Origin of the sequence: Nonomuraea sp. NPDC003560, from assembly GCF_042878785.1 — a bacterium.
In the GTDB taxonomy this organism is placed as follows: domain Bacteria; phylum Actinomycetota; class Actinomycetes; order Streptosporangiales; family Streptosporangiaceae; genus Nonomuraea.
This window is the reverse complement of sequence record NZ_JBIAOF010000001.1, coordinates 606212-632093: the sequence shown is the minus strand read 5'-3', so window position 1 is coordinate 632093 and position 25882 is coordinate 606212. Positions and strand designations below refer to the sequence as shown.

Annotated in this window: 29 protein-coding genes; 11 read left to right on the top strand and 18 right to left on the bottom strand. The window is 72.0% G+C overall.

The annotated features are described in order from the left end of the window. The first annotated feature begins 21 nt into the window (after nucleotides 1–21). Together ACFYUV_RS03060 and ACFYUV_RS03055 are read left to right on the top strand one after the other, a co-directional pair. On the top strand, nucleotides 22–1803 hold the full coding sequence (locus ACFYUV_RS03060; protein ID WP_387664253.1) for an ABC transporter ATP-binding protein: 1782 nt from the start codon (nucleotides 22–24) through the stop codon (nucleotides 1801–1803). Further along, nucleotides 1800–3632 (top strand): ABC transporter ATP-binding protein, encoded by a 1833-nt coding sequence (locus ACFYUV_RS03055; RefSeq protein WP_358284989.1) that lies wholly within the window; start codon nucleotides 1800–1802, stop codon nucleotides 3630–3632. The genes ACFYUV_RS03060 and ACFYUV_RS03055 overlap by 4 nt, the downstream gene beginning before the upstream one ends. A 43-nt stretch (nucleotides 3633–3675) precedes the next feature. Here ACFYUV_RS03055 and ACFYUV_RS03050 read toward each other — a convergent pair whose 3' ends face one another. The 6 genes from ACFYUV_RS03050 to ACFYUV_RS03025 form a co-directional block, all read right to left on the bottom strand. After that, the gene (locus ACFYUV_RS03050) at nucleotides 3676–4116 is read right to left on the bottom strand and encodes a hypothetical protein (RefSeq protein ID WP_387664251.1); all 441 of its coding nucleotides are present in this window, start codon (nucleotides 4114–4116) and stop codon (nucleotides 3676–3678) included. A 166-nt stretch (nucleotides 4117–4282) separates the two neighbouring features. After that, nucleotides 4283–4588: a hypothetical protein gene (locus ACFYUV_RS03045; protein ID WP_358284985.1), complete on the bottom strand. Its 306-nt coding sequence runs from the start codon at nucleotides 4586–4588 to the stop codon at nucleotides 4283–4285. Nucleotides 4589–4647: 59 nt separating this feature from the next. After that, a complete protein-coding gene (locus tag ACFYUV_RS03040) occupies nucleotides 4648–4977 on the bottom strand; it encodes a DUF202 domain-containing protein (protein ID WP_357964720.1) in 330 nt (109 codons plus the stop codon). Then, nucleotides 4978–5304: a DUF202 domain-containing protein gene (locus ACFYUV_RS03035; protein ID WP_352363977.1), complete on the bottom strand. Its 327-nt coding sequence runs from the start codon at nucleotides 5302–5304 to the stop codon at nucleotides 4978–4980. Between the two features lie 47 nt (nucleotides 5305–5351). After that, a complete protein-coding gene (locus ACFYUV_RS03030) occupies nucleotides 5352–5738 on the bottom strand; it encodes a hypothetical protein (protein WP_352324105.1) in 387 nt (128 codons plus the stop codon). Between the two features lie 43 nt (nucleotides 5739–5781). Then, a complete protein-coding gene (locus ACFYUV_RS03025) occupies nucleotides 5782–6966 on the bottom strand; it encodes an aminotransferase class I/II-fold pyridoxal phosphate-dependent enzyme (protein WP_387664248.1) in 1185 nt (394 codons plus the stop codon). 174 nt (nucleotides 6967–7140) lie between these two features. On the opposite strand from ACFYUV_RS03025, the gene ACFYUV_RS03020 reads away from it, so the two are divergent. Then, on the top strand, nucleotides 7141–7398 hold the full coding sequence (locus ACFYUV_RS03020; protein WP_358284978.1) for a UBP-type zinc finger domain-containing protein: 258 nt from the start codon (nucleotides 7141–7143) through the stop codon (nucleotides 7396–7398). A gap of 30 nt (nucleotides 7399–7428) precedes the next feature. Here ACFYUV_RS03020 and ACFYUV_RS03015 read toward each other — a convergent pair whose 3' ends face one another. Next, nucleotides 7429–9033 (bottom strand): Na+/H+ antiporter, encoded by a 1605-nt coding sequence (locus tag ACFYUV_RS03015; RefSeq protein ID WP_358284976.1) that lies wholly within the window; start codon nucleotides 9031–9033, stop codon nucleotides 7429–7431. A gap of 63 nt (nucleotides 9034–9096) precedes the next feature. After that, a complete protein-coding gene (locus tag ACFYUV_RS03010; RefSeq protein WP_387664245.1) occupies nucleotides 9097–10128 on the bottom strand; it encodes a hypothetical protein in 1032 nt (343 codons plus the stop codon). A 392-nt stretch (nucleotides 10129–10520) separates the two neighbouring features. Here ACFYUV_RS03010 and ACFYUV_RS03005 point away from each other — a divergent pair, with 392 nt between their 5' ends. Next, nucleotides 10521–12494: an ATP-dependent DNA helicase gene (locus tag ACFYUV_RS03005; protein ID WP_387664243.1), complete on the top strand. Its 1974-nt coding sequence runs from the start codon at nucleotides 10521–10523 to the stop codon at nucleotides 12492–12494. Nucleotides 12495–12718: 224 nt separating this feature from the next. Here the strand turns inward: ACFYUV_RS03005 and ACFYUV_RS03000 are convergent, their stop codons facing one another. Genes ACFYUV_RS03000 through ACFYUV_RS02975 form a run of 6 tightly spaced genes read right to left on the bottom strand, consistent with a single transcriptional unit; the run spans nucleotide 12719 to nucleotide 17310 of the window. Next, nucleotides 12719–13471 (bottom strand): SGNH/GDSL hydrolase family protein, encoded by a 753-nt coding sequence (locus ACFYUV_RS03000; protein WP_358284970.1) that lies wholly within the window; start codon nucleotides 13469–13471, stop codon nucleotides 12719–12721. Next, the gene (gene aroQ, locus ACFYUV_RS02995; protein WP_352363963.1) at nucleotides 13468–13902 is read right to left on the bottom strand and encodes a type II 3-dehydroquinate dehydratase; all 435 of its coding nucleotides are present in this window, start codon (nucleotides 13900–13902) and stop codon (nucleotides 13468–13470) included. The genes ACFYUV_RS03000 and aroQ overlap by 4 nt, the downstream gene beginning before the upstream one ends. Next, entirely contained in the window at nucleotides 13899–14969 is a 1071-nt protein-coding gene (gene aroB / locus ACFYUV_RS02990; protein ID WP_387664240.1) for a 3-dehydroquinate synthase, read from the bottom strand. The genes aroQ and aroB overlap by 4 nt, the downstream gene beginning before the upstream one ends. Then, nucleotides 14966–15466, bottom strand: coding sequence for a shikimate kinase (locus tag ACFYUV_RS02985; protein WP_358284966.1), 501 nt, complete (start codon nucleotides 15464–15466; stop codon nucleotides 14966–14968). Before ACFYUV_RS02985 ends, aroB begins: the two co-directional genes overlap by 4 nt. A gap of 37 nt (nucleotides 15467–15503) precedes the next feature. Continuing rightward, the gene (gene aroC, locus ACFYUV_RS02980) at nucleotides 15504–16685 is read right to left on the bottom strand and encodes a chorismate synthase (protein ID WP_358284964.1); all 1182 of its coding nucleotides are present in this window, start codon (nucleotides 16683–16685) and stop codon (nucleotides 15504–15506) included. A 43-nt stretch (nucleotides 16686–16728) separates the two neighbouring features. Next, nucleotides 16729–17310, bottom strand: coding sequence for a prepilin peptidase (locus tag ACFYUV_RS02975; protein WP_387664238.1), 582 nt, complete (start codon nucleotides 17308–17310; stop codon nucleotides 16729–16731). Nucleotides 17311–17576: 266 nt separating this feature from the next. On the opposite strand from ACFYUV_RS02975, the gene ACFYUV_RS02970 reads away from it, so the two are divergent. Continuing rightward, a complete protein-coding gene (locus ACFYUV_RS02970) occupies nucleotides 17577–17960 on the top strand; it encodes a hypothetical protein (RefSeq protein ID WP_352363953.1) in 384 nt (127 codons plus the stop codon). Nucleotides 17961–17983: 23 nt separating this feature from the next. Continuing rightward, a complete protein-coding gene (locus ACFYUV_RS02965) occupies nucleotides 17984–18364 on the top strand; it encodes a hypothetical protein (protein ID WP_358284960.1) in 381 nt (126 codons plus the stop codon). A 124-nt stretch (nucleotides 18365–18488) separates the two neighbouring features. Here ACFYUV_RS02965 and ACFYUV_RS02960 read toward each other — a convergent pair whose 3' ends face one another. Beyond that, a complete protein-coding gene (locus ACFYUV_RS02960; protein WP_387664235.1) occupies nucleotides 18489–19025 on the bottom strand; it encodes an SseB family protein in 537 nt (178 codons plus the stop codon). 165 nt (nucleotides 19026–19190) lie between these two features. Between ACFYUV_RS02960 and ACFYUV_RS02955 the strand changes: the two genes are divergently transcribed. Further along, nucleotides 19191–19808, top strand: a complete 618-nt coding sequence (locus ACFYUV_RS02955) for a nucleotidyltransferase family protein (RefSeq protein ID WP_387664233.1) — start codon at nucleotides 19191–19193, stop codon at nucleotides 19806–19808. A 4-nt stretch (nucleotides 19809–19812) separates the two neighbouring features. On the opposite strand, the gene ACFYUV_RS02950 is transcribed toward ACFYUV_RS02955, so the two are convergent. Next, entirely contained in the window at nucleotides 19813–20904 is a 1092-nt protein-coding gene (locus tag ACFYUV_RS02950; protein ID WP_387664231.1) for a ring-opening amidohydrolase, read from the bottom strand. A 180-nt stretch (nucleotides 20905–21084) separates the two neighbouring features. Here ACFYUV_RS02950 and ACFYUV_RS02945 point away from each other — a divergent pair, with 180 nt between their 5' ends. The 3 genes from ACFYUV_RS02945 to ACFYUV_RS02935 all read left to right on the top strand — a co-directional run bounded on the left by ACFYUV_RS02945 (nucleotide 21085) and on the right by ACFYUV_RS02935 (nucleotide 23613). Further along, entirely contained in the window at nucleotides 21085–21753 is a 669-nt protein-coding gene (locus ACFYUV_RS02945; protein ID WP_387664229.1) for an alpha/beta fold hydrolase, read from the top strand. Nucleotides 21754–21812: 59 nt separating this feature from the next. Then, on the top strand, nucleotides 21813–22493 hold the full coding sequence (locus ACFYUV_RS02940) for a TMEM175 family protein (protein WP_387664227.1): 681 nt from the start codon (nucleotides 21813–21815) through the stop codon (nucleotides 22491–22493). An 88-nt stretch (nucleotides 22494–22581) separates the two neighbouring features. Further along, entirely contained in the window at nucleotides 22582–23613 is a 1032-nt protein-coding gene (locus ACFYUV_RS02935) for an FUSC family protein (protein WP_358284948.1), read from the top strand. Nucleotides 23614–23751: 138 nt separating this feature from the next. Here ACFYUV_RS02935 and ACFYUV_RS02930 read toward each other — a convergent pair whose 3' ends face one another. Both ACFYUV_RS02930 and ACFYUV_RS02925 read right to left on the bottom strand, forming a co-directional pair. Next, the gene (locus ACFYUV_RS02930) at nucleotides 23752–24288 is read right to left on the bottom strand and encodes a carboxymuconolactone decarboxylase family protein (RefSeq protein WP_387664225.1); all 537 of its coding nucleotides are present in this window, start codon (nucleotides 24286–24288) and stop codon (nucleotides 23752–23754) included. Beyond that, nucleotides 24285–24836, bottom strand: coding sequence for a peroxiredoxin (locus tag ACFYUV_RS02925; protein WP_357964755.1), 552 nt, complete (start codon nucleotides 24834–24836; stop codon nucleotides 24285–24287). Before ACFYUV_RS02925 ends, ACFYUV_RS02930 begins: the two co-directional genes overlap by 4 nt. Before the next feature lie 116 nt (nucleotides 24837–24952). On the opposite strand from ACFYUV_RS02925, the gene ACFYUV_RS02920 reads away from it, so the two are divergent. Continuing rightward, nucleotides 24953–25876, top strand: coding sequence for a LysR substrate-binding domain-containing protein (locus ACFYUV_RS02920; protein WP_387664223.1), 924 nt, complete (start codon nucleotides 24953–24955; stop codon nucleotides 25874–25876). The last annotated feature ends 6 nt before the right edge of the window (nucleotides 25877–25882 follow it).

Sequence of the window (25882 nt, the reverse complement as noted above, 5' to 3'; positions counted from 1 at the left end):
CCACGTATTAATCTGGATGGGATGCCTCCCGATACTGACACACCTCGCCGTCCCCTGCTCTCCTCCAACTCCCTGTGGCGGATGAAGTCCTACCTCCGCCCGTACGCCGCCAGACTGGTGCTCATCTGGCTGGCCGCGATCCTCAGCATCGCCGCGAGCATCGCGCTCCCCCTGATCAGTGAGAAGGTCATCGACGGTCCCGTGACCCTGGGCGACTCCGACGGGCTGCTCCCGCTCGGTCTCATCGCCCTGGGCGTGGGCGTCGTGGAGGCCGGGCTGATCTTCCTGCGGCGCTGGACCCAGGTCAAACCCGTCCTCGGGCTGGAGACCGCGATCCGCGACGACCTCTACGAGCACCTGCAGCGCCTGCCGATGGGCTTCCACGGCGACTGGCAGTCGGGCCAGCTGCTGTCGCGGGCCACGACGGACCTGTCCACGATCCGCCGCTTTCTCGGCTTCGGCATGCTCTTCCTGGTGATGAACATCCTCCAGCTCATCACGGTGACCGTGCTCCTGCTGAACAAGTACTGGCCGCTCGGGCTGCTGGTGCTGGCCTCGGCCGTGCCGATCGTGTGGACGTCCCTGAGGTTCGAGAAGCGGTACATCAAGATCTCCCGCCGGGTCCAGGACGAGCAGGGCGACCTCGCCACGCTCGTCGAGGAGTCGGCCATCGGCATCCGTACGATCAAGGCGTTCGGCCGCCGCCACCACGTCTACGACCGCTACGACGAGGCGGCCCGCAAGGTGTACGGCAGCTCGGTCGACAAGGCCACCCTGTCGGCCCGGTTCTTCGCCTTCCTCGAAGTGATCCCCAACGTCACCCTCGCCCTGGTGCTGCTGCTCGGCGCGCTCGCGGTGGGCTCCGGCTCGATGACGCTGGGCACGCTGGTCGCCTTCACCACCCTGATGCTCCAGCTCGTCTGGCCGATCGCCAGCCTCGGCTACATCCTGGCCATGGCCCAGGAGGCGATGACCTCCGCCGACCGGGTCATGGAGGTCATGGACACCGTCCCGGCGATCGAGAGCGGCAGCCGCACGATCGAGCTGCCCCGGGGCCACCTGCGCTTCGAGGGCGTCGGGTTCGCCTTCCCCGGCGCGGACGAGCCGGTGCTGCGCGACGTCTGGCTGGACGTGCACCCCGGCGAGACGGTCGCGATCGTGGGCGCGACCGGCGCGGGCAAGACCACGCTGACCGCGCTGGTGCCCCGGCTGCTCGACGCCACCACGGGCCGCGTGACCATCGACGGCGAGGACGTGCGCGACCTCGACCTGACCACGCTGCGCTCGCTGGTGGCCACGGCGTTCGAGGAGCCGACGCTGTTCTCGATGAGCGTGCGCGAGAACCTCATGCTCGGCCGGCTCGACGCCACCGAGGAGGAGCTGGCCGCCGCGATCGCCACCGCCCAGGCCGGTTTCGTGTACGACCTGCCCTGGGGCCTCGACACCCGCATCGGCGAGCAGGGCCTGTCGCTGTCGGGCGGGCAGCGGCAGCGGCTCGCCCTGGCGCGGGCGGTGCTGAGCAGGCCGCGGGTGCTCGTCCTCGACGACACCCTGTCGGCGCTCGACGTGGAGACCGAGGCGCTGGTGGAGGAGGCGCTGCGGCACGTCCTGCGCGAGGCGACCGGCATCGTGGTCGCCCACCGCGCCTCGACCGTGCTGCTGGCCGACAAGGTGGCGCTGCTGCGCGACGGCACCATCACCCACGTCGGCCGCCACCACGAGCTGCTGGCCGACGTGCCCGAGTACCGCGAGCTGCTGGCCCAGGACGCCGACTTCGACCCCTCGGAAGGAGCCCTGCGATGACCGCCGCCCCCGTCTCCTCCTGGCGCGGCGTCGCCTCCGAGGAGCAGGACGAACTGCCGGAGAAGGTGTCGGTGCTGCTGCGGGAGCGCTCCCGCCGGCTGCTCGGCGACCTGCTGCGTCCCTACCGCAAGGCCATCGCGCTGCTCACCGCGATCATCGTTGTCTCGAACGCCGCGGCGCTGGCGATCCCGTACCTGGTCAAGGTGGGGATCGACGACGGCATCCCGCCGATGACCCGCGGGTCGGGGCCGTCGATCCTGCTGATCGTGGTCGGCGTGATCCTGGTCGCGGCCGTCACGCAGGCGCTCACCCGGCAGGCGTTCCTGCGCCTGTCGGGGAAGGTCGGCCAGAGCGTGCTGCTGGAGCTGCGCAGGCGGGTGTTCGACCACTTCCAGCGGCTGTCGCTGAGCTTCCACGAGAAGTACACCTCGGGCCGGGTCATCTCCCGGCTGACCTCCGACATCGAGGCCATCTCCGAGCTGCTCCAGTCGGGCTTCGACGGGCTGGTCAAGGCGGTGCTGACGATGTTCGGCACGGCCGCGCTGCTGCTCGTCCTCGACGTGCACCTCGGCCTGGTGGCGCTGGTCCCGCTGCCGCTGCTGCTGCTGTTCACGCGGTGGTTCCGGCGGCAGTCCGTGATCGTCTACCGGCGGACGCGGGAGACGGTCGCCCTGGTGATCGTGCACTTCGTGGAGTCGATGACCGGCATCCGCGCGGTGCAGGCGTTCCGCAGGGAGCCGCGCAACCAGGAGATCTTCGCCCAGCTCAACGACGACTACCGGGACGCCAACGCGCGCAGCATGGTCCTGGGCGCGGAGTTCATGTTCGGCATCAAGCTGATCGGCAACCTGACCGTGGGCGGGGTGCTGCTCTACGGCGGCTACCTGGCGATCCAGGGCGAGGTCACGGTCGGCGTGCTGGCCGCGTTCCTGCTGTACCTGCGGCAGTTCTACGAGCCGATGCAGGAGCTCAGCCAGTTCTACAACACGCTGCAGTCGGCGGGCGCGGCCCTGGAGAAGCTGTCGGGCGTGCTGGAGGAGGAGCCGGGCGTGCCGGAGCCGCGCCGGCCCGAGCCGCTGCCCCAGCAGGCCCGCGGCATGGTCCGCTTCGAGGACGTGCGCTTCGCCTACGTCGAGGAGATGCCGATCCTGCCCGGCCTCGACCTGACGATCCCCGGCGGGCAGAGCGTGGCGCTGGTCGGCGCGACCGGCGCGGGCAAGACGACGCTGGCCAAGCTGATCTCCCGCTTCTACGACCCGACCGCGGGCCGCGTGCTGCTCGACGGGGTCGATCTGCGCGACCTGGACGAGACGACGCTGCGCCAGGCCGTCGTCATGGTGACGCAGGAGAACTTCCTGTTCAGCGGCACGGTGGCGGACAACATCAGGTTCGGCCGGCCGGACGCCACCGACCGGCAGGTCCGCGAGGCGGCCAAGGCGATCGGCGCGCACGAGTTCGTCGCCGGGCTGCCCGACGGCTACGACACCGAGGTCGGCAAGCGCGGCGGGCGCATGTCGGCGGGCCAGCGGCAGCTCATCGCGTTCGCCAGGGCGTTCCTCGCCGACCCCGCGGTGCTCATCCTCGACGAGGCCACCTCCAGCCTCGACGTGCCGAGCGAGCGGCTGGTGCAGCGGGCGCTGCGCACGATCCTCGCCGACCGCACCGCGCTGATCATCGCCCACCGGCTCTCGACCGTGGAGATCGCCGACCGGGTGCTGGTGATGGAGGCCGGCCAGGTCGTCGAGGACGGGCCGCCCGACCGGCTCATCGCCGCCTCGGGCCGCTTCGCCGGGCTGCACCGGGCCTGGCTGGAGAGCCTGAGCCAGTGACCACGACGCCGTCGGCCCACCGCGCGAGCGGCGGGCCGGCGCGCTAGTGGTGGACGGGCGCGACGGCCACGAGGCCGCGGTACAGCTCGTACCCGACGAACAGGGCGACGGGCACCCCGATCGCGACGAGCAGCCGACCGGCCAGCGGCGCCCCCGCCAGGGGCGCCTTCGGCTCCTCCAGCGCCGGACCCGACACGGCGCCGAGCTCGGGCACGAGTCGGGGCCGCACCTCGGGATCCGGCCGCAGCTCGGGGTGCCTGGCCAGGTATCCGTTCGGGAACGACGTCACGTGGTAGGCGCCGCATCCCGGGCAGCACGTGCCCGACGAGGGAGGTTGCACGGCAACGCCGGAGCTGAGCCAGATCTCGACCTGATTGCCGTGGTCGTCGGCGAAATGCCGGACGACGAATTCCTCCTCCCAGACGCGCAGACAGCGCAGGCACTCGAAGGGCCAGGTCTCGCGGGTCTCGAACCCGTCGCGCACGAGGATCACCCCCGGCTGGGGATTCAGTGGTCTAGACCTGAGTCTGCGCCTGGCCCCGCGCTTGCGCAAGACGCACCTTATGACACTTCAAGCTACGAAACGCTTACCAAGTGTCATGGTTTAGCGCCGTTTTTCGGCACTTGCCCGCCCGCCGTCGCGTCTCCCGTCAGTACGGACGCCGCGGCGGAACCGGACTGAGCAGCGGCGTCGCGTCCGGCACGACCGGCTCGTCCGACCGGAACAGCTCCGGATGCCGGGCGAGATAGCCGGCCGGGAACGTGGTGGTCTGCTGACAGCCGCAATGCGGGCAGATCACCCCGTACGACGGCGGCGGCACCACGAGCCCGTCCCTGAGCCAGATCTCGGCGGCGTTCCCGTGCTCGTCGTCGACGTGCCGGACGAGGTAGTCCTCTTCCCAGACGTGCCAGCAACCGCGGCACTCGAAGGGCAGGGTCCTGCGTTCTTCCTCCACTGAGGTCACCCCCTCACTACGAGTGTCCGCCTCCCCTCCGGAACATCGCAAGCCGGGGGTCACCGGACCGTGAGCACGAAGGTGACCGCGCCGAGCACGACGCTGAGGGTGCCGAGCCAGGCGAACAGCGCGTCGAGGCCCGCGTCGATGGGCCGTCCGCCGTGCAGGGCCTCCTGGACCCGGCGGAAGCGCACCCCCGTCCTGATCAGCAGGACCGCGCCGCACAGCGCGGCCAGCGCGAACCCGGCGACGGCCACGGCGGGCAGGCCGTGGCGCACCGCGAGCCCGGCCGCGCCGAGCCCGCCCGTGGCCAGCGCCACGGCGGTGCGGACCCAGGCGAGCCGGGTGCGCTCGCTCTGCAGGCCCTCGTCCCAGATCTCCTGTGACATCTACACCGACAGGATGATGAGCACGAGGGCGACGACGGCCACGGTGGCGACGCCGTACCCGAAGACCGCCGCGAGGGCGGGCGGCGGGAGCGGCGCCTGGTTGCGCAGGGCGCGCTGGATGTTGCGCCAGCGCGGATAGGCCATGCCCGCGGCCAGCGCGGACAACGACACCAGCATGACGGCCAGCACCGTGCGGACCCACGGGACGAACACGTCGGAGGGCACCGCCGCCATGGCCACCCCGCCCGCGCTGAGCGCCAGCGCCGTACTCAGCCACGTGAGAAAGGTGCGTTCGTTGGCCAAGGTGAAACGCGGGTCGGGCTCCATGCCTTATATGGTAATTCGTCCCCTTTTCCCCTAGAGAAGACGGGATTTCAGCTGCACGCCTTGGCGACCTGCTGGGCGTAGTCGACCGCCTCGCTGCCCACCTTCTGGGCCGCGTCGACGGCGTCGTTCACGTTCTGGACGTCGATCCCGCCCAAAGTCTTGGCAAGGTCTTCGCTGGCCTGCTTGAGCGTGGTGTTGGCGGCCTTGTCGGCCACGTCGTTGAGCTTGCCCGCGGCGTCGTCGAGCGCCTTCTCCATGGCCTTGGGGTCGTCGGTGAGGTCCTTGACCTTGGCGGCCAGGTCGGTGACGATCTTCGGCGCCTCCAGGCACGCCTGGGCCTTGTCGATCGTGTCGTTGACCTCGCCGCACCCGGCGGCCAGGACGCAGACGGCGAAGAGCGCCAGGGGCACGAACCGGCTCTTGATGAGTCGCATACCTCGACCTTACCCAGCGCCCCGCGCCCGCGGCGGCGCGCGATCAGTGAAGAAGCCCCGTTCGACGGCCGGCGGCGGCGAAGGCGGCCGCGATCCGGTCGAGCTGGGCGTCGGTGTGGGTGGCGGTGAGGCTGACCCGGATGAGCGCCTGCCCCGGCGGCACCCCGGGCGAGATCATGGCCGTGGTGAACACCCCTTCGTCGAACAGCTCCCGCCACAACCGGAAGCAGCGCAGGTCCTCCCCCACCGGCACGGCGATGACCGGACGGTCCGACGGCACGACGGCGTACCCCAGCCCGGCCAGCTCGCCGCTCAGCCGCCCGGCCGCGGTCCGCAACCGGCGCCGCCGCTCGGGCTCGGCGACGACGATCTCCAGGGCGGCCAGCGCGGCGGCGGCGCAGGCCGGTGACAGCGCGGCGGTGAACACCATGGACCGCGCGTGGTGGCGCAGGTAGAGGATGATCTCCTCCGGTCCGGCGACCGCGCCGCCGATCGTGCCGAACGACTTGGAGAAGGTGATGGTCTGCACGTCCACCGCCTCCTCCAGGCCGTGCGCCTCGGCGGCGCCGCGACCGGCGTCCCCGAGCAGGCCGGCGTCGTGCGCGCTGTCCATCACGACGCGGGCTCCGTACGCGCGGGCGAGCTTGGCGATTCCCGGCAGGTCGCACACGTTGCCCGAGGTGGAGAACATGCCCTCGGTCACGATCATCCGGGCGGCGCCCGGATCGCCCGCGGCCAGCAGCCGTTCCAGGTGGTCCATGTCGTTGTGCCGGTAGCGACGTAACCGGGCTCCGCCCAGCCGTACGGCGTCGATGAGGCACGCGTGCACCAGCCGGTCGCCGATCACCACGTCGCCGGGCCCCAGCAGCGCGCCCAGCGCGAGGTTGGCCAGGTAGCCGGCGCTGGTCACCATGACCGCCGGACGCCCGAGGAACTCCGCGAGCCGCGCCTCCAGCTCCTCGTGCAGCGCGAGGGAGCCGTTCGTCAGCCGCGAACCGCCGCTGCCCGCCCCGAGCCGCCGGATCGCCGCGACGGCGGCCTCCTTGACGCGGGGATCCCCCGAGAGCCCGAGATAGTCGTTGGACCCGGCCTGCACCAGCACCCGCCCGCCGACCACCACCTCCCCGTCGCCCGGCCGCTCCTGGATCGGGTGGTAGTACGGATAGACGCCCAGCTCCTTGACCGGCTGGTACCCGGGCAGACGACACTTCGCGAACACATCGGCCATGCCTTCTCACTCCCCTGAGCGCGGACCCCCTGAGAAGAGTCTGATCGACCACCCCGCCGGCCGCGCGGAACTCCCTTCGCCGAAGGCCCGGGACGCACGGCCTTCTCGCAGGTGAGGGCCCGGACAGGAGGTCTGCGCGGAGGGCATCGGCGGCCGGGTCCTAGGATCGGATCCATGGCAATGTGCGAGCATCTTTCCCAGGCCGACGACCCGGCGGCGAAGACCCCAGAGGGCTGCGAGGAGTGCCTGGCCAGCGGCAGCCGATGGGTGCACCTGCGGCGCTGCCTGGAGTGCGGCCACATCGGCTGCTGCGACTCCTCGCCCAACAAGCACGCGACCAAGCACTTCCACGCGACCACGCACCCGGTGATCCAGTCGTTCGAACCGGGCGAGAGCTGGCGCTGGTGCTTCGTGGACAACCAGATGGGCTGACCTGCCCTGCGCGGGCGGCGCCCGTCGGGGTCAGCGTTCGAGGATGGCCTCCTCGAAGTCGAGCTGGGCCATCACCTCGCGCAGCACCTCGTCGTCGAGGCGGCGCTCGTCGCGCAGGCGGACGAACACCTCGCGCTCGGCCGTGAGCATGTCACGGCGCAACCGCCGGTAGATGCTGCTGGGGGTCTCGGCGCCGCCCTGCGCGGTGCCGCCGCCCAGGCGTTCCCACGCGGTCAGCGACCGCCGCCACGACTTCTCCCTGAGCTGGTCGATGACCTGCTTCTTGATCTCGTCGGGCTCGCCCTCCTGCTCGACCAGCCGTTCGAGCTCGGCCAGGCCCGCCTCCAGCGCGGCCTGCTGGGCGGCCGCCTCGGCCAGCGTGTCCTCGTAGCGCTCCTGCTCGCTCGACACGCGCAGCTTCCTGATCAGCGCGGGGAACGTCATGCCCTGGATCAGCAGGGTGCCGATCACCGTGGTGAACGTCAGGAACAGCAGCATGGCCCGGTCGCGGGCCGGGATCTCCGGCGGGATGGAGAACGCCGCCGCGAGCGACACCACGCCCCGCATGCCGGCCCAGCCCAGGATCACCGTCTGCTGCGGGCTGGGCGCCGGGCCCCGCCGGACGAGCTTGACCAGCGGGGTGAACGCGAACACCCACACGAACCTGGACACGATCGTCACCGCGAGCACCGCCAGCGCGTAGCCGGCGACCTGCCAGGGGCCGTAGCCGGTGATGCCCTTGATCACGGTCACGAGCTGCAGCCCGATGAGCGCGAAGACGATCGACTCCAGGAAGAAGTCGGTGACCTTCCACACCGCGTCGGACACCAGCCGGGTGCCGAACCCCCGCTGGTGCATGCGGTTGCCCAGGTAGAGGCCGACGACCACGACGGAGATCACGCCCGAGGCGTGCACCGGCTCGGGCCCGAGCCCGGAGACGTGCACGGACTCGGCCGCGAGATAGGCCGCGAACGGGATCAGCAGCATCAGCGTGTTCTCGACCAGCGAGTCGCGGGTGTGCTGGAACACCCAGGCGAACACGAACGCCAGCGCCAGCCCGATCGCCACCCCGCCGAGCGCCGCGAACAGGAACTGCGCCACGCCCTGGAACAGGTCGATGCTGCCGCCCACGGCCGCCCCGATGGCCACCCGGTAGGCCGTCAGCGCCGTGGCGTCGTTGAACAGGCTCTCGCCGATGAGGATCGTCAGCGACTTGCGCGGCAGCCCGAGCCGCCGGCCCACGGCGACGGCCGCCACGGCGTCGGGCGGCGCGATGATCGCGCCGAGCGCGAAGGCTGCGGCCAGCGGGAGCTGCGGCAGCAGCAGGTGGACGACCAGCCCCACCACGGCCGTGGTGAACAGCACCAGGCCGATCGACAGCAGCGCCACGGCCCGCTTGACGTCACGCAGGCGCAGGTAGGAGCTGTCGAGCGCGGCCGAGTAGAGCAGCGGCGGCAGGAACACGAACAGCACCAGCTCGGGCTGCAACGGCACCGCCGGGACCAGCGGCGAGACCAGCAGGCCGGCCGCGACCAGCAACAGCGGGGCCGGCCAGCCCCGCCGCCGCGCCACCGCCGCGACCGCGACCGCGCCACCGGCCATCAGCAGCAGTTGCAGGCCCATGGTCGGGTTCAACGACGTTCCTCCAGCTCGCCCGGGTGGATGCCGAGAGCGTACCCGGCGGGCGGAAGGAGGTCGTCACCACTCCCGGCGGTCGCGCCCGTCGCCGTAGTCCTGCTGCTGGTCGGGGCGCAGGCGTTCGCCGGTCGAGAACAGGGGGTCCGTCACGTACGGACGGCCCATGTTCGGGTCGGACGACTGCGGCGGGTACTCCTGACGGCCGAGCGCCAGCAGCGGGTCCACCGGGTTGGGCTGCGCGGGCTGCTGGTAGCCCTGGTAGGTGTCGGCCGCGCGGTAGGAGTCCTGGGCGGGCGCGGGGTTGTGCCTGCGGCCCGCGCCGGGGATGCCGTGCATGGGCGTGCCGAGCCCGGCCGTGCTCTGCGGCTGTGCCGGAGGCTGCTGGGGCTGGGGCTGGGACGGCGGCTGCTGGTAGGAGCCGTACGGGTCGGGAGAGTACTGCTGGGCCGGCGGGTAGGGGTCGGCGGCCTGCGACGGGAAACCGAGCGGGTCGGTGCTCAGCGGCGCCGGTCGGCGCTGGTCGGCGGGCAGCTGGTAGACGGGCTCGCTGCTCTCGACGTACTGGGGGCCGGTGAAGGGGTCGCCGGTGTACTGGGGGCCGCTCAGCGGGTCGCCGGTGTACTGGGGGCCGCTGAAGGCGTCACCCGTGTACTGCGGGCCGCTCAGCGGGTCGCCCGTGTACTGCGGGCCGCTGAACGGGTCACCGGTGTACTGGGGGCCGCTGTGCGGGTCGCCGGGGTACTGGGCGGCGGGCTGCTCGACGTACTGGGGGCCGGTGAAGGGGCTGCGCTCGCCGTACGACGGCGTCTCCCGGGGGCCGGTGGTCTCGCTGTAGGAGGCCACCAGTTTGTCCTGCGGCGCGGGGCCGCGCGCGACCAGCACGTCGTTGGGCGACAGCGACGCGGTGGGCCGCTCGTCGAGCGCGGGCGGCGGAGGCTGCTGGGCGTGCTGAGGCGGCCGGTGGTACGTGCCGGTGCCCGGCATGACCTCGGTGCCCGGATCGGCCGCGGGCACCGCGGGCTGCTCGCCCGTGGCCTCGGCGTAGCCGTCGTCGAGCGTGTCGAGCAGCCTGCCGACGTCCTCCATCGGCATGCGGAAGCTCGCTGTGCACATCTCCCCTCGCCACAGGCTGAGGACCAGTGTGCCCTCATGCCACGTGACCCGGAGGCACCGCTCCTGACCTCGTGCATCGAAGAAGACTTCGCCGAACGACGGCAACGGGACAACTTCCGACATGGCAGACATACTGCTTTAACCAGCCTTTATTCGTCCACTCAACCCCGGAAAACCCTACCTAACCGCTCTCACCATCGAGACCGTGAACCCCATCGATCACACCAGCAAGATCTTCCTGACCAGTTGGAGTTCCGCTCGACAGTGTGCCACGCGAGTCCCGCGGGCAGCCCGGGAACGCCGGGATGCGCATGACCGGACACAGGGCGTCCCGGCGCGTCGGCCCGGGATTGCGGGTACCGTTGACGACCGTGCCGGACTCCCATCTCCCGTCAGTGGACGAACTGCTCAGCATCGCGGTCGGCGCTCTCGGAGGGAGCGAACGGCAGGGCCAGGTCACCATGGTCAAGGCCGTCCAGAAGGCCATCGACGACGAGGAGCACCTGGCCGTCCAGGCGGGCACGGGCACCGGCAAGTCGCTGGCGTACCTGGTGCCCTCGATCCGGCACGCCATGGACAGCGACACCCCCGTCGTCATCTCCACGGCCACCATCGCGCTGCAGCGCCAGCTCGTCGACCGCGACCTGCCCCGGCTGGCCGAGGCGCTGGGCAAGGAGCTGCCGCACGAGCCGACGTTCGCCATACTCAAGGGCCGGCGCAACTACCTGTGCCGCTACAAGGCGACGGCGGGCTGGCCCGAGGAGGACGAGCAGGACCAGCTCTTCGACCCGCGTGAGGTGAGCGCGACCGGCCGCATGGTCCAGCGCATCCAGGAGTGGGCCGACGAGACCGAGACGGGCGACCGCGACGAGCTGGTGCCCGGCGTCAGCGAGCAGGCCTGGCGGCAGTTCTCGGTGAGCGCGCAGGAGTGCCTGGGCGCCACCCGCTGCCCGAGCGGCCCCGAGTGCTTCGCCGAGCTGGCCAGGGCGCGCGCGGGCGAGGTCGACGTCGTGGTGACCAACCACGCGCTGCTGGCCATCGACGCCATGGGCGACCTGCCGGTGCTGCCCGAGCACGAGGTCGTGGTCGTCGACGAGGCCCACGAGCTGGTCGACCGGGTGACCTCGGTGGTCACCAGCGAGCTGTCGGAGGCCTCGGTGATGCTGGCCGTGCGCCGCGTCGGCCGGCTGATCGAGCAGCCGCTCGCCGACCAGCTCATGGAGGCGGGCGAAGACCTCAAGGCGCTGCTGGCCGCCGCCCCGCCCGGCCGCATCGACGAGCTGCCGCAGGTGCTCGGCCTCACCTTGCAGCTCATCCGCGACACGGCCTGGCGCTGCATCACCGCCATGGGCCCGCGCAACGCCGACAAGGACGACCCCGACAAGGCCGGCCAGCGCAAGGCCGCCTTCACCGCGCTCGACGAGGTGCACGACACCGCCGTCCGCATGCTCGACGCCTACGGCCACGCCTCCGAGGCCGACCGCGCCGAGGTGGTCTGGCTCGACGGCGCCACCGACCGCCGTCCGCCCATGTTGCGGGTCGCGCCGCTGAGCGTGAGCGGCATGCTGCGCGACCGGCTGTTCGGCGAGCGCACGGTGGTGCTCACCTCCGCCACGCTCGCCCTCGGCGGCACGTTCGACGGGCTGGCCGCGCAGTGGGGGCTGGGTGACAGCAAGCGCTGGCAGGGCATCGACGTCGGCTCGCCGTTCGACCACCCGCGCGCCGGCATCCTCTACGTCGCCAAGCACCTCCCCCAGCCGGGCCGCGACGGGCTGCCGCAGCAGTATCTCGACGAGATCACCGAGCTCATCGAGGCGGCCGGCGGGCGCACGCTGGGGCTGTTCTCCTCGATGCGCGCCGCCAAGGCCGCCACGGAGGCGCTGCGCGACCGGCTCGACGTCCCGCTGCTGTGCCAGGGCGACGACTCGACCATGCTGCTGGTCAAGCAGTTCGCCGAGGACGAGCCGACCTGCCTGTTCGGCACGTTGTCGCTGTGGCAGGGGGTCGACGTCCCCGGGCCGTCGCTGCGGCTGGTCATCATCGACCGGGTGCCGTTCCCGCGTCCCGACGATCCGCTCACCTCGGCCCGTCAGCGGCACGTCGCGGCGCGCGGCGGCAACGGGTTCATGGCGGTGGCGGCCAACCACGCGGCCCTGCTGCTGGCCCAGGGCACCGGCCGGTTGCTGCGCGCGCAGGACGACAAGGGCGTCATCGCGGTCCTCGACCCGCGCCTGGCCACGGCGCGGTACAGCGGTTTCCTGCTGGGGTCGTTGCCGCCGTTCTGGCGCACCACCGACCCGGCCGTCCCCCGTGCCGCGCTCAAGCGCCTGTCCACCGAGTCCTGACCCGCTGATCTTCAGGGACTGACTTCGGGCAACGGCCTTTTTCCTTACGGCTTCGCCGGGTCAGGCCACCCGCCGTACGGGGCCGGTGGCCTTCCAGGAAACGCCCGCTGACCCTTCACCGGCGGGCCGCCGTCACGCGAGCCCGCCCTACCCCACTCCGTGGCCCCGCAAGCCCGCGGCGGAACCCTCAGCGGGCCTGATCCGGGGCGGTCCTGCGGGAGCGGCTAGAACGGGGTGAGGTCGGGGCGCTTGGGGGTGAGGCCGTCGCCGGAGGAGGTGCCGCGCAGGCGGCGGGACATCCACGGCACCAGGTGCTCGCGGATCCACTGGGCGTCCTCGCGGCGCCGCGCCCGCGGGTCGACCAGCCGCTCCGGCCAGTCCTTGCGCCAGTCGTCGAACGGCACCCCGAGCACGTCGAGCACGCGGGCCGCCACCAGCCGGTGGCCGTCCTCGTTCATGTGCAGGCGGTCGGTGCTCCAGGCCCGCCAGTCGCGCAGCCCCTGCATCGACCACTGGTCGACCAGCCGGCAGCCGTAGAGGTCGGCGATGGAGCGGATGTGCAGGTAGAAGATGGCGAAACGGCCGCGCAGCCGCCGCATCAGCGGCGTGTCGCGCGGATCGACCCCGGTGAACAGCAGCACGTCCGCGCCTCCGGCCCGCAGGTCGCGCACCGCGCGGGCCAGGCGCTTGGCCATCACGTCGGGGTCGCTGCCCGGCCGCAGCAGGTCGTTGCCGCCCGCGCAGAAGCTGACCAGGTCGGGGCCCATCTCGATGGCCCGCGGCACCTGCTCGGTGACGATCTGGTCGAGCAGCTTGCCGCGGACGGCCAGGTTCGCGTAGCGGAACGCCGGGTCGTCGGCGGCGAGCCGTTCGGCCACCCGGTCGGCCCAGCCGCGGTAATGCCCGTCGGGGCCTGGATCGTTCAGTCCTTCGGTGAAACTGTCCCCGAGTGCGACGAAGGACTTGTATTGCCTCATGAGCTGCTGTTCATCTCCGCGATAGCGTGTAGCGCCAGGACGTAGGACTGTAGTCCGAATCCGGCGATGGTGCCCGTCGCCACCCCGGCGACGACCGAGGTGTGGCGAAACTCTTCCCTCGCCGCGGGGTTGCTGATGTGCACCTCGACGAGCGGGGCGGTGCGCTGGGCGATGGCGTCGCGCACGGCGTAGGAGTAGTGGGTGAAGGCGGCCGGGTTGAGCACGACGGGGATGCGGCCGTCGGCGGCCTCGTGCAGCCAGCCGATCAGCTCGGCCTCGTCGTCGGTCTGGCGCACCTCGACCTGCTCGCCGAGCTTGCGGCCGGTCTCGCGGCACAGCTCGGCGAGGTCCTCCAGCGTCTCGGCCCCGTAGACGTCGGGCTCGCGGGTGCCGAGCCGGCTCAGGTTGGGGCCGTTGAGCACGAGGATCATCGCGCGATCTCCTTGTAGGCGGCTTCGAGCAGCTCTTCGGCGGGGTCTTCGAGCCGCCCGGGCCTGGCCAGGTCGTCGAGGACGACGAAGCGCTGCTTGGCGCCCCGGTTCTTCTTGTCCAGCCGCATGTGGTCGCGCAGCCGCGGCCAGGCGCCGGCGTGGTAGGAGACCGGCAGGCCCACGGAGGTGAGGATCGCGCGGGTGCGGGCGGTCAGGTCGGCGCGGCCGGACAGCCGGGACAGCTCGGCGGCGTAGACCATGCCGATGGCGACCGCCTCGCCGTGGCGGATCGTGTAGTGCTCGTCGCGCTCGATGGCGTGGGCGAGCGTGTGTCCGTAGTTGAGGATCTCGCGCAGGCCCTGCTCACGCAGGTCGGCGCCCACGACGTGGGCCTTGACGCGGATCTTGCGCTCGATCAGCTCGCGGGTGTGCGGGCCGTCGGGCCTGGTGGCCCCCTCGGGGTCGGACTCGACCAGCGCGAGGATCTGCGGGTCGGCGATGAAGCCGCCCTTGATGATCTCGGCGAGCCCCGCCACGTAGTCGGCCTTCGGCATGCCGGGCAGCACGGCCAGATCGCAGAGCACCCCGGCGGGCGGCAGGAACGTGCCCACCAGGTTCTTGCCCTCGGGGGTGTCGATGCCGTTCTTGCCGCCGACGGCGGCGTCGACCATGGCCAGCAGCGTCGTCGGCACGAGCACGACCTGCACGCCGCGCAGCCAGGTGCCGGCCACGAAGCCGGCCAGGTCGGTCGTCGCGCCGCCGCCCACGCCCACGACGGCGTCGGAGCGGGTCAGGCCACGGCGGCCGAGCGCGGACCACAGGCCGGCGGCCACCTCGGGCGTCTTGCACGCCTCGCCGTCGGGGACGGGCAGGTCGGCCACCTCGTAACCGGCCTCGGCCAGCGCCGCGAGGACCGGGCGGGACAGCTCGGGCAGGCCCTGCGGGCGGACGACGGCGACCGTGCGCACGCCCGGCCGCAGCAGGCCCGGCAGCTCGGCCTGCACGCCGCTGCCCACCACGACGTCGTACGGGCTGTCGCCGGATACGGGGATCCGCGTCGCGGTCATGCCGGCAGGCCCTCCAGGATCTCGTCGGCGAGCTCGCCGGGGTCGCGCTTGTCGGTGGCGAGCGTGACCACGGCCAGCCGCTCGTAGACCGGCCGCCGCTCCTCCATCAGCTTCTTGAGCTGGCTGCGCGGGTTGAGCACCAGCAGCGGCCTGGCCGAGCCGAGCCCGACCCGCTGGACCGCGTCGGCCAGGCCCACCTGCAGGTAGACCACGTGGTGGCCGGCGAGCAGGGCCTGGGTGTCCTCGTTGAGCACGGCGCCGCCGCCGAGCGACAGCACGCCGTCGTGCTCGGCCAGCGCGCGGCGCACGGCCTGGTGTTCCAGCTCGCGGAAGCGGGCCTCGCCGTCCTCGACGAAGATGTCGGAGACCGGCTTGCCGGCCACGGCCTCGACGTCGGCGTCGGTGTCGCGGAAGGCGACGCCGAGCCGCTCGGCCAGCAGCTGCCCGATCGTGGTCTTGCCGGATCCGGGCGGGCCGATGAGCACGGCTCTGGTCACTGGTCGCTCACCCCTTCTCGTTCGCTCCGCGCGGCCGTCACTTGATCACCATCGAGGAGAGGTAGCCGGACAGGTTGCGGGCGACCTCCTCCACCGAGTCGCCGCCGAACTTCTCCAGGGCCGCGTCGGCCAGCACCAGCGCGACCATGGCCTCGGCCACGATGCCCGCGGCCGGGACGGCGCACACGTCGGAGCGCTCGTGGTGGGCCTTGGCCGCCTCGCCGGTCTTGACGTCGATCGTGGCCAGGGCCCTCGGCACGGTGGAGATGGGCTTCATGGCGGCGCTGACCCGCAGGACCTCGCCGTTGGTCATGCCGCCCTCGACGCCGCCCGCGCGGTTGGTGACGCGCTTGACGCCGTTCTCGGCGGTGTACTCGATCTCGTCGTGGGCGCGCGAGCCGGGCCGGCGGGCGGTCTCGAAGCCGTCGCCGACCGCGACGCCCTTGATCGCCTGGATGCCCATGAGGGCCGCGGCGAGCCGGGAGTCGAGCCTGCGGTCCCAGTGGGTGTAGCTGCCCAGGCCGGGCGGCAGGCCGTAGGCCAGCACCTCGACGACGCCGCCGAGCGTGTCGCCCTCCTTGTGCGCCTGGTCGATCACGGCGACCATGGCGGCGCTGCCCTCGGGGTCGGAGCAGCGGACCGGGTCTTCGTCGATCCTGGCCAGGTCGCCGGGGCCGGGCAGCACCTCGGTCGGGGTCTGCGCGCCGCCGATGGAGGTGACGTGGCTGACGATGTCGACGCCGAGCGCCTGCTTCAGGAAGCGCCTGGCGACCTCGCCGAGCGCGACGCGGGCCGCGGTCTCGCGGGCGCTGGCCCGGTCGAGAACCTGACGGGCGTCGTCGAAGCCGTACTTCTGCATGCCGGCCAGGTCGGCGTGGCCCGGGCGGGGGCGGGACCGCGGCGCGTTGCGGGCCAGGCCCTCCAGCTCGGCCGGGTCGACCGGGTCGGCCGACATGACCTTCTCCCACTTGGGCCACTCGGTGTTGCCCACGCGGACGGCGACCGGGCTGCCCATGGTGCGGCCGTGGCGCACGCCGCCGACGATCGTCACCTGGTCCTGCTCGAACTTCATCCGCGCGCCGCGGCCGTAGCCGAGCCTGCGGCGGCGCAGGGCCTCGTCGATCGCGGCCGTGGTCACCTCGACCCCGGCGGGCAGTCCTTCGAGGATGGCAACGAGTTCGGGGCCGTGGGACTCTCCGGCCGTCAACCAGCGCAACATGACTCCAAGTCTTCCACGTGCGGCCGGGTGGGATGTCCGTCGTTCACCAGCCGAGACAGAGCGCCACGAAAGCACCGAGCAGCATGAACGGCCCGAAGGGGAACTGGGTGTGCCGGTCGCCCCGCCCGGTGAGCAGCAGCGCGACCGCGTACAGCGCGCCGAGCACCTGCCCGGCGAACGCCGCGGCCACCCACGTCTGCCAGCTCATCGCCGCCGCCGCCATGCCGATGAGCCCGGCCAGCTTGACGTCGCCGAGGCCCATCGCGGCCGGCCTGGCGAACCACAACAGGCCGTAGACGGCCGCCAGCGCCGCCGCGCCGAGCAGCGCGCGCGGCAGCTCCCCGGTGGGGAGCAGGGTCAGTGCGATGATCGGGTACGCGGGCAGCGTGATCGCGTCGGGCAGCAGGGTGGTACGCCAGTCGATGACCGCCAGCGCCGTGCCGGCCAGCGCGAGACCCGTGTACGGCGGCCCGGCGAGCCAGGCGGTCAGCGCCGTCACGGCGGCGGTCAGCAGTTCCACGCCCGGCGGCCAGGGTGGCGGGGACGCGAGGTCGTCGTAGGCGTCGGCCAGCGCCCTGACCCGGTGTCCGGCGACCAGACCGAGCAGCGCCATCAGTGCGACCACGAGCAGACCCTAATGCGGCGGCCCGGCGGCCGTCCCGGGATCGCGGCGGGCGGCCCGGGTATGGCGTGGGCCAAGAGCGAACCCGCGTCCCGGCGGGCATTCGCGCCCCGGGCGGAGGGCCGCGACGCACGCCGGCGGTCATGGGTTCGGGGGCGATCCCCCAAGGAACTTTGATCGTCCGGGACGGGGTGGCACGCGGCTCCGGGGGTGGTCAGGAACCTACTTTCTGTCGTGGCCCCCCGGAAGAGTGACCGAGAGGAAGACCCATGTTCCGTGGCATCCTGGCCGGCGGCCTCGCGCTGAGCGCCGCAAGCCTCATCATGACCGGCCCCGCCGCGTACGCCGACCTGCAGGCCCCTTACGCGCGGGCCGCGGCGATCGTCGACGCGGACGGCGAGCTGAACAACGGCAAGAACATCCTCAAGACGTGGCGGGCCTCGACCGGCCGCTACTGCGTGATGGTCGACAGGCACGTCACCACGTCCGCCGCGGTGATCCAGATCACCCCGCGGGCGCCCCGCCGCCTGCCGTTCATCGCCTACCGGAACTCGTCGGCGACCTGCCACGAGTCCAACACGATCACCGTCGGCGTCTACGACACCAGCACCGGCCGGCTCGCCGACGGCGGCTTCGACCTGACCATCTCCTGACCGAGAACCGAGGGAGCACCCATATGAACATCATCCGGCGCGCCGCCGGCGTCGCGCTCGTCGCGGCGGCCGTCCTGACGCCCGCGGCGGCGTACGCGGACACGCCCTACGCCCAGGCCTCGGCCACCGTCAGGGCGGACGGCGTGGTGACCGCCAGCAAGAACGTCGAGGAGGTCAGGCGCATGTTCCGCGGGACGTACTGCGTGATCCTCAGCGACGACGTCGACTACGACGGCGACCTGGCGATCCACGTGACGCCGACGGGCCGGTCCAGCTACCCGCGCTCGCTGTCGGTGCAGCGCGGGGCGGCGATCTGCGGCGGCCACTACCGGGCGGTCGCGGTCTACAGCCAGCTCGCCGACGGCGTGGCGGCCGACACCGGGTTCTACCTGACCGTCTCCTGACGACGTCCGCTCCTGAGGACGTCCGGCGAGCGCCCCCGGCCGGTGACGACACCGGCCGGGGGCGTCGGCTTGTCCGGCTCGCGGGAGAAGCGGTGTTCAGCCGTATCTGCGGGAGGAGCGGTGTTCAGCTGTTTCGGCGGGAGAACCAGCGGCGGCGGGGCGGGGCGGGCTCCATCCTGGCGACGGTGACGCCGCCGAGCTGGTCGACGGTGCCGGACTCGACCGCGGCCAGCGCCTTCAGCACCTCGCCCTCGATCACGAACTGCACCGGCCCGGCCACGTCGACCACGACCGCGGCGGCCTCCTCGTGCACGGCCGCCCGGCAGACCTGGAGCGTGCCGGTCTGGATGGGGCGGGCGTCCTTGCGCCATCTGGTCAGCGCGTCGGTGCCGGTGAAGGCGAGCACCGCGTGCCTGCCGTCCTGGCCGACGAGCTTGGGCAGCGCCATCTCGCTCTCCTTCTCCTGGCGCAGCCCGTGCTCACCGACCTCGGACTCGGTCAGCAGGGCGACCACCGGCACCAGCAGCCGCGCGCCGCTCAGGGCGGCCAGCACGTCGGCGGGGCCGCACGCGCCCGACTCGTAGGCGGCCAGGGCGGCGGCCACGGCGGGGGCGGCGCTGCCGTCGTCGTCGGGGTCGAGTGGCTGTGGGATGGTCGGCACAACGAACGAGACTACCCGCGAGCGCCACCGCCCCCGTTCCTGGAGGCGCCCTGGAGGCGTTCCCGCGATGCTCGTCAGCGTTCCTGGGATGCTCGTCGGTGTTCTGTCCGGGTTCCGGCGGCGTTCCGGCGGTGTTCTGTCGGGGTGGGCTGCTAGACAGGTGCGGTGCGGATCTCTCGGCTCCCCCTCGACGAGCAGACTGCGGCCGTGCGGGCCGTGCTGGAGACCGACCCGGTGCTGGTGCGGGTGCTCGTCGGAGCCCGCTCGCTCGGCCTGCCCGGCTGGTGGCTGGCGGCGGGCGCGGTCGTCCAGGCGATCTGGAACCACGTGACCGGACGTCCGGCGGGCTACGGCGTCAAAGACTACGACCTGATCTATCACGATCCGTCCGACCTGTCGTGGGAGGCGGAGGACCGCGCGATCAGGGCCGGGCGCGAGCTGTTCGGCGACGTGCCGGTGGAGATCCGCAACGAGGCCCGCGTCCATCTGTGGTACGAGCGCCGCTTCGGCGTGCCGTGCCCGCCCTACGACAGCTCCGAGGCCGCGATCGACTCCTTCCCCAGCACCACGAGCGCGATCGGCGTCCGGCTCACCCCGTCGGGGGCCTGGCGGGTCTACGCCCCCTACGGCGTGGCCGACGCCTTCAACCTCGTGCTGCGGCCCAACCCCCGGCAGGCGCCGCGCGAGGTCTACGAGGCCAAGGCGGCGCGCTGCGCCGAAGCCTGGCCCGAGCTGACCGTGCTGCCCTGGTGCGAGCCAGGGCCTGCCGGTCAACCGGGCTGACCGGTCAGCCGAGGTCGGCGATGGCGGCGACCGGTCCGCCGCCCGACGGCCCCTGGTGCACGGCGGCCACCGAGACGAACACCGCGGGGTCGCCGGTGACCGAGGCCGCCACCCCGCCGACGGCCGCCTTGATCTGCCGGTGCCAGTGCACGTCGGAGTCGTCCAGCATGATGTTGCGCCGCCCGCGCACCCGCCCCGACGGGTCGGCCTCGCACTTCATGAACACGTTGACCAGCCGCCCGCCGAGGTCGGAAGGGTGGGGACGGTCCGGCAGCGGCAGCCCGGAGTCCCTGATGGCCGCCCAGATGCCGTCGGCGTCGAGCGCGTCCCGCATGACGCTGTGCCCGATGCGGTAGCGCCCGCCGATGCCGCGCACGTTCCCCACCAGCACGATCTGCGCCCGGTCCAGTTCCACCCCCGACGAGCACGACGCCACCGACGAGTACAGCGACAGGTCCTTGTGGATCTGGTCGGCCCGCGGCATGTCGATCTCGCCGAGCGCGACGGCGATGCCGAGCGCGGTGGTGGAGTTGGACAGGTCCATCGACGGGCCGGTCTCCTCGATGGCGGTGTCCTGGCCGCGGCTTTTGGCCTCGGTGATGGTGGCCAGGGTGAGCAGCGGCGTCTTGGTCTGCACGTAGTGCACGTCGCGCGGGTCGTCGATGCCGGCGATCTTCATGGCCTCCCGCACCCCGGCGGCCACCTTCTCCACCATCGCCGGACGGCCGATGTCCTCGGGCAGGATCACCTCGCTCATCGCCACGCCCACCGACAGGCGCGGCTCGTCGCTGATCGGCGCGTCCGCCGTGGTGGCGAAGACGGTGGCGTGCGGGCTGAGGACGCCGTCGGTGCCGCCCGACCACACCAGCGGCACGCTTTCCGGGGACGGGTGGCCGTGCTCGGCCAGGACCTCGCGGAATGCCCGGTCGGCCAGGATGCGCGTGTAGTCGTTGACGCCGCCGTTGCCCTCGGTCTTGCCGATCACCGCGAGCACCCGGCGCGCCTCGATCACCCCGTCCTCGATGAGCCGGGACAGCCCGGAGGCGTCGGTCACGCTCTCGATCGGCACCTTGCGCACTTCAATCGGGTCCGGCATGCGTTGCCCCTTCTCCAGTACCGGCTTCCCCACCGTCGCGACGCTAGCCGAGCGGCCCGGCGGGGTTCATGGGCAATGTCTGCCCATGAACGGCCGCGGCGATGTCAAGGTGCGCTGGCCGGTCAAGCTCTCGGCGGAACCTCGAAGCGCACAAAAGGAGCGAAGGTAGTGTTCCCGGATGTGATTCGCGAAGCCCACGTCAACGGCATCAAGCTCGTCTACCGCGAGGAGGGCGACCCCGCCGCTCCGCCGCTGGTCCTCCTCCACGGCAGGACCGCGAACCACAACGACTGGAACGGCATCACCCAGCACTTCGCCGCCCGTCACCACGTCCTCGCCCCCGACCTGCGCGGCCACGGGGCCAGCGACCGTCCGGGCGAGTACGCGGTGGACACGATGGCCGAGGACGTCGTGGCGCTCCTCGACCACCTGGGCCTCGACCGCGTCCGGCTGGTCGGGCACTCGCTCGGCGGCATGGTCTCCTACCACGTGGCCATGCGCCACCCCGAGCGGGTCGAGCGGCTGGTGCTGGAGGACGTCACGGCGCCGTACCCGATCGAGGGACGGCAGCCGCTCGTGGAGGACGACTCCACCGGCTTCGACTGGCGGATGATGCACCAGACCGAGCCGTACATCGTCGATCCCGACCCGGCGCTGGCCGCCGAGCTGGGGAAGATCACGGCGCCCACGCTGGTGTTGTCCGGCGGACGGCTGAGCCCCTTCGACGCCCCCGGGCTGGCCCGCCTGATCCCCGGCGCCGAGCTGGTCACGATCGAGGCCGGGCACCTCGTCCACGCCACCGAACGGGCCGCCTTCCTGGCCGCGGTGGACGCCTTCCTGGACAGGTGAGCCCAGGCAGGCCATGACCTCTATGCTGGTCGTCCCCCCACGATTCACGGAGACCCGCTGTGTCCAGCCCCCCACCGGCCCCCCGTCCCGGCATGACCCCGGAGCGGGTCGGGATGTTCAGCGACGCGGTCTTCGCGATCGCGATCACGCTGCTCGTCCTGGAGATCCCCCGCCCGGCGGAGGACGACTTCCGTGACCTCGCGGGCTTCCTGAGCCATCACCAGGGCTCGTTCGCGGCGTTCGCGCTGGCCTTCCTCATGTTGTGGTTCAGCTGGCGGGCCCACCACACGCTCTTCGACCAGCTCCACCGGGTCTCCCAGCCGGTCCTGCTGCTGCACGTGCCGCTGCTGCTGTGCTCGGCGTTCCTGCCGTACACGATGAACCTGTGGAGCGAGATGTCGGCGGCCGACATCGACGTGCAGGCGTCCAAGGGCCTGGCGCTGGCGCTGTTCGCGGGGACCGAGGCGCTCCTGATGTTCTGCCAGGGCGCGCTGTTCACGCTGGCCCTGTCGCAGGGGCTGCTCAACGCCCACGCGAGCAGGCGGCGCATGGCCACCTCGGCCTGGGTGTACTGGGGCTGCGGGGTGTTGTGGGCGGTCAGCGCGGTCCTGGCGTTCGGCGTCGGCGAGGACTCCACGTTCCTGTGGATGGCCACGCCGGTCGTGGTCGCGATCATCGTGCTCGTCCGCAGGCGGCTCGCCCCCGGCGCGGTTCAGCCGGATGTCACGGGGCAAACGTGACCTCAATGTCACAAAGATCCGCCAAGGTGAAAAGGTGCGAACGAGGCTCAGCGATCACGTAAGGGAACGACTGGGCACGTTCGGTCTCATGGCGCCCTCGATCGTGCAGTGCGCGGTGGGCGCGGCGCTGGCCTGGATCGTCGCCGTCGACCTGCTCGGGCACGCCCGGCCGTTCTTCGCGCCGATCTCCGTGCTGATCTGCGTCGGCGTGGGGCTCGGCCAGCGGCTGCGGCGCGTCGCCGAGCTGGTGGTCGGCGTGAGCCTCGGCGTCGGCGTCGGCGACCTGCTGGTGTCCTGGATCGGCTCGGGTCCCTGGCAGCTCGCGCTGGTCGTCGGGCTGGCCATGGCCGTCGCGCTGCTGCTCAACGGCGGGGCGCTGTTCGTGGCGCAGGCGGGCTCGTCGGCGGTGCTGGTGGCCACGCTGCTGCCGGGCGAGAACGCCGGCGGCCTCGACCGCATGGCCGACGCCCTCACCGGCGGCGTCATCGGCGTGGCGGCGGTCGCGCTGATGCCCGCCAGCCCGTTCACGATCGCGGCCAAACACCTGTCGGGGGTGCTGGACGCGCTGTCCACCGTCCTGGAGCAGGCGGCGGAGGCGATCGAGAAGCGGGACGTCGACCTGGCCGCCGAGGCGCTGGAGGAGGCGCGGACGACGCAGGCCGCCGTCGAGGAGTTCGCGATGGCGCTGGAGACCAGCAAGGAGATCACCATGATCTCGCCGCTGCACTGGCATCGCCGGGCCGCCCTGGCCCGGTACGAGACCGCCGCCGTCCCCGTCGACCTGGCCCTGCGCAACGCCCGGGTGATGGTCCGCCGCACGCTGGCCGCGTTGGGCGAGGCGAGCCCGCCGCCCACGGCGCTGGCCGAGGCGATGCGGGAGGTCTCGGAGGCGGCGCTGCTGCTGCAGCTGGAGCTGGCCGCCGGACGCGATCCCCTGCTGGCGCGGCAGGCGCTGCTCGCGGTGGCCGGCCGGGAACGGCCCGAGCGGCTGGGCTTCTCGGCGCACGTCATCATCGCGCAGCTGCGGTCGATCGCGGTGGACCTGTTGCAGGCCACGGGCCTGGAGCACGAGCAGGCCAGCCAGGCGCTCACCCCGCTCGACGAACCCCAGAGCAGCTAGCACCCCGCACACGCCGAAGGCGGGCACCCGTACGGGCGCCCGCCTTCGCGGTCCTGCGGTTACGCGGTTCGCGTTTTCGGGTTCCGCAGGGCGGTTCACGCTTTCACGCTTTCGCGGTTACGCGGTTCCGCGGGGAGGTCAGACCGTCTGGAGCGCGGCCTCGGCCTCCAGGGTGGCGGCGGTGGCGTTGATCACGGCGGCCACCCGCAGCGCCTCCTGGACCTGCTCACGCGGCAGCCCCGCGCCCCGCAGCACCTGCTCGTGCGACTCCAGGCAGCGGCCGCAGCCGTTGATCGCGGAGACCGCCAGGCACCACAGCTCGAAGTCCGTCTTGTCCACGCCCGGGTTGCCGATCACGGTCATCCGGAGCCTGGCCGGCAGCGTCGCGTACGTCTCGTCGCCGATCAGGTGGGTGGCGCGGTAGTAGACGTTGTTCATCGCCATGATCGACGCGGCCGCCTTGGCGGCGGTGAACGCCTCGGCCGACAGGTGGTCGGCGGCGTCCTGCGAGAGTTCGGCGATGACCCGCGCCGACCTGGTGGCCAGGGCGCACGCCAGGACGGTGCCCCAGAGCTGCTGGTCGGTCAGCGACGAGGTGGTCGTGACCGAGCCCAGGTTGAGCCTGGTGTCCTTGGCGTAGTCGGGCAGGAGCGACTTCAGGGTGTCGACGCTCACTGGGCCAGCAGCTTCTGGGCGTCGAGGCCGGCCTCGCCCTTGTTCCAGTTGCACGGGCACAGCTCGTCGGACTGCAGGGCGTCGAGGACCCGCAGGACCTCCTTGACGTTGCGGCCCACGGAACCGGCGGTCACCATCGAGAACTGGATCTCGTTGTTCTGGTCGACGATGAACGTGGCGCGCTGGGCGACGCCGTCCTGGCCGAGCACGCCGCAGGCCTGCGACAGCTCGCGCTTGATGTCGCTCAGCATCGGGAAGGGCAGGTCGCGCAGGTCCTCGTGGTTCTTGCGCCAGGCGTGGTGCACGAACTCGGAGTCGATCGAGACGCCGAGCACCTGGGCGTCACGGTCGGCGAACTCGCCGTTGAGACGGCCGAACTCGGCGATCTCGGTCGGGCAGACGAACGTGAAGTCCTTCGGCCAGAAGAACACCACGCGCCACTTGCCCTCGTAGGTCTTGTGGTTGATCTCAGCGAACGCCTTGTCGGGGTCGAGGTCGACACAGGCCGTGAGTTCGTACTCGGGGAAGCGGTCACCGACGGTGAGCAAGTTCCTACTCCTTCGGAGGAAGTGCGGGTCAGGGCACCTACGTTGCCGCACCTAGCATTGATTCGAGAAATCGAGTAGTTGGACCAATCTGAGAGGTGATTCCTATCAGTGAGCCCATGCCCACCCTCGCTCAGCTGCGTTCCTTCCTCGCCGTGGCCGAGCATCTCCACTTCAGGGAGGCGGCGACGGCACTGAAGATGAGCCAACCCACCCTGTCCGGAAATATCGCCTCATTGGAGGAGATATTGGACACACAGCTGCTGGAGCGGACCACCCGCAAGGTGCTGCTCACCTCCGCCGGCGAGCGCGTGGCCGAGCACGCCTGGCGAGTGCTGGCCGCCGTGGAGGATCTGATGGGCGAGGCCGCCCAGAACCGCGAGCCCTTCAGCGGCCCGGCCCACCTCGGCGTGATCCCCACCGTGGCGCCGTACGTGCTGCCCGCGCTGCTGCCCATGTTCGCCCAGCGCTTCCCGCAGCTCAAGCTGACCGTCCACGAGGCCAAGACGGAGACGATCCTGGAGGAGGTCCGCGAGGGGCGGCTCGACCTGGTCCTGCTCGCCCTGCCGACGGACGTGGGCGGCCTGGTGGAGACGCCGCTCTACGACGAGGACTTCCTGCTGGCGCTCCCCCACGACCACCCCCTGGCCGCCGATCCCGCGCCGCTCGACCGCGACGCGCTCAAGGGCCTGGACATCGTGCTCCTCAACCAGGGCCACTGCCTGCGCGAACAGGCCATAGACGTGTGCCGCGAGGTGGGCGCGCGGGCCACCGCGACCACGTACGCGACCAGCCTGCCGACGCTGGTGCAGCTCGTGGCGGGCGGCCTCGGCGTGACGCTGCTGCCGGAGTCGGCCGTGCCGGTGGAGACCGGCAAGCGGGTACGCCTGGCGCTGCGCCGCTTCGCCGCCCCCGCCCCCGGCCGCACGATCGGCCTGGCCTACCGCGCCTCCTCGGCCCGCGCGGCCGAGTACGACCAGCTCGCCAAGGCCGTCCGCACCGCCATCCGCCAACGCCGCCTCCCGGTCAAGCTCACCTCGTGAACGGGG

Bases quoted from the DNA above. Each gene is read 5' to 3' on its own strand.
- ACFYUV_RS03020 (WP_358284978.1), top strand. From the start codon at position 7,141: ATGGCAATGTGCGAGCATCTTTCCCAGGCCGACGACCCGGCGGCGAAG.
- ACFYUV_RS03060 (WP_387664253.1), top strand. From the start codon at position 22: ATGCCTCCCGATACTGACACACCTCGCCGTCCCCTGCTCTCCTCCAAC.
- ACFYUV_RS03010 (WP_387664245.1), bottom strand. From the start codon at position 10,128: ATGCCGATGGAGGACGTCGGCAGGCTGCTCGACACGCTCGACGACGGC.
- ACFYUV_RS03040 (WP_357964720.1), bottom strand. From the start codon at position 4,977: ATGTCACAGGAGATCTGGGACGAGGGCCTGCAGAGCGAGCGCACCCGG.
- ACFYUV_RS03025 (WP_387664248.1), bottom strand. From the start codon at position 6,966: ATGGCCGATGTGTTCGCGAAGTGTCGTCTGCCCGGGTACCAGCCGGTC.
- aroB (WP_387664240.1), bottom strand. From the start codon at position 14,969: ATGACCGCGACGCGGATCCCCGTATCCGGCGACAGCCCGTACGACGTC.
- ACFYUV_RS02935 (WP_358284948.1), top strand. From the start codon at position 22,582: ATGGCGCCCTCGATCGTGCAGTGCGCGGTGGGCGCGGCGCTGGCCTGG.
- aroC (WP_358284964.1), bottom strand. From the start codon at position 16,685: ATGTTGCGCTGGTTGACGGCCGGAGAGTCCCACGGCCCCGAACTCGTT.
- ACFYUV_RS02970 (WP_352363953.1), top strand. From the start codon at position 17,577: ATGTTCCGTGGCATCCTGGCCGGCGGCCTCGCGCTGAGCGCCGCAAGC.
- ACFYUV_RS03035 (WP_352363977.1), bottom strand. From the start codon at position 5,304: ATGGAGCCCGACCCGCGTTTCACCTTGGCCAACGAACGCACCTTTCTC.
- ACFYUV_RS02950 (WP_387664231.1), bottom strand. From the start codon at position 20,904: ATGCCGGACCCGATTGAAGTGCGCAAGGTGCCGATCGAGAGCGTGACC.
- ACFYUV_RS02965 (WP_358284960.1), top strand. From the start codon at position 17,984: ATGAACATCATCCGGCGCGCCGCCGGCGTCGCGCTCGTCGCGGCGGCC.
- ACFYUV_RS03055 (WP_358284989.1), top strand. From the start codon at position 1,800: ATGACCGCCGCCCCCGTCTCCTCCTGGCGCGGCGTCGCCTCCGAGGAG.
- ACFYUV_RS02920 (WP_387664223.1), top strand. From the start codon at position 24,953: ATGCCCACCCTCGCTCAGCTGCGTTCCTTCCTCGCCGTGGCCGAGCAT.
- aroQ (WP_352363963.1), bottom strand. From the start codon at position 13,902: ATGATCCTCGTGCTCAACGGCCCCAACCTGAGCCGGCTCGGCACCCGC.
- ACFYUV_RS03030 (WP_352324105.1), bottom strand. From the start codon at position 5,738: ATGCGACTCATCAAGAGCCGGTTCGTGCCCCTGGCGCTCTTCGCCGTC.
- ACFYUV_RS03000 (WP_358284970.1), bottom strand. From the start codon at position 13,471: ATGAGGCAATACAAGTCCTTCGTCGCACTCGGGGACAGTTTCACCGAA.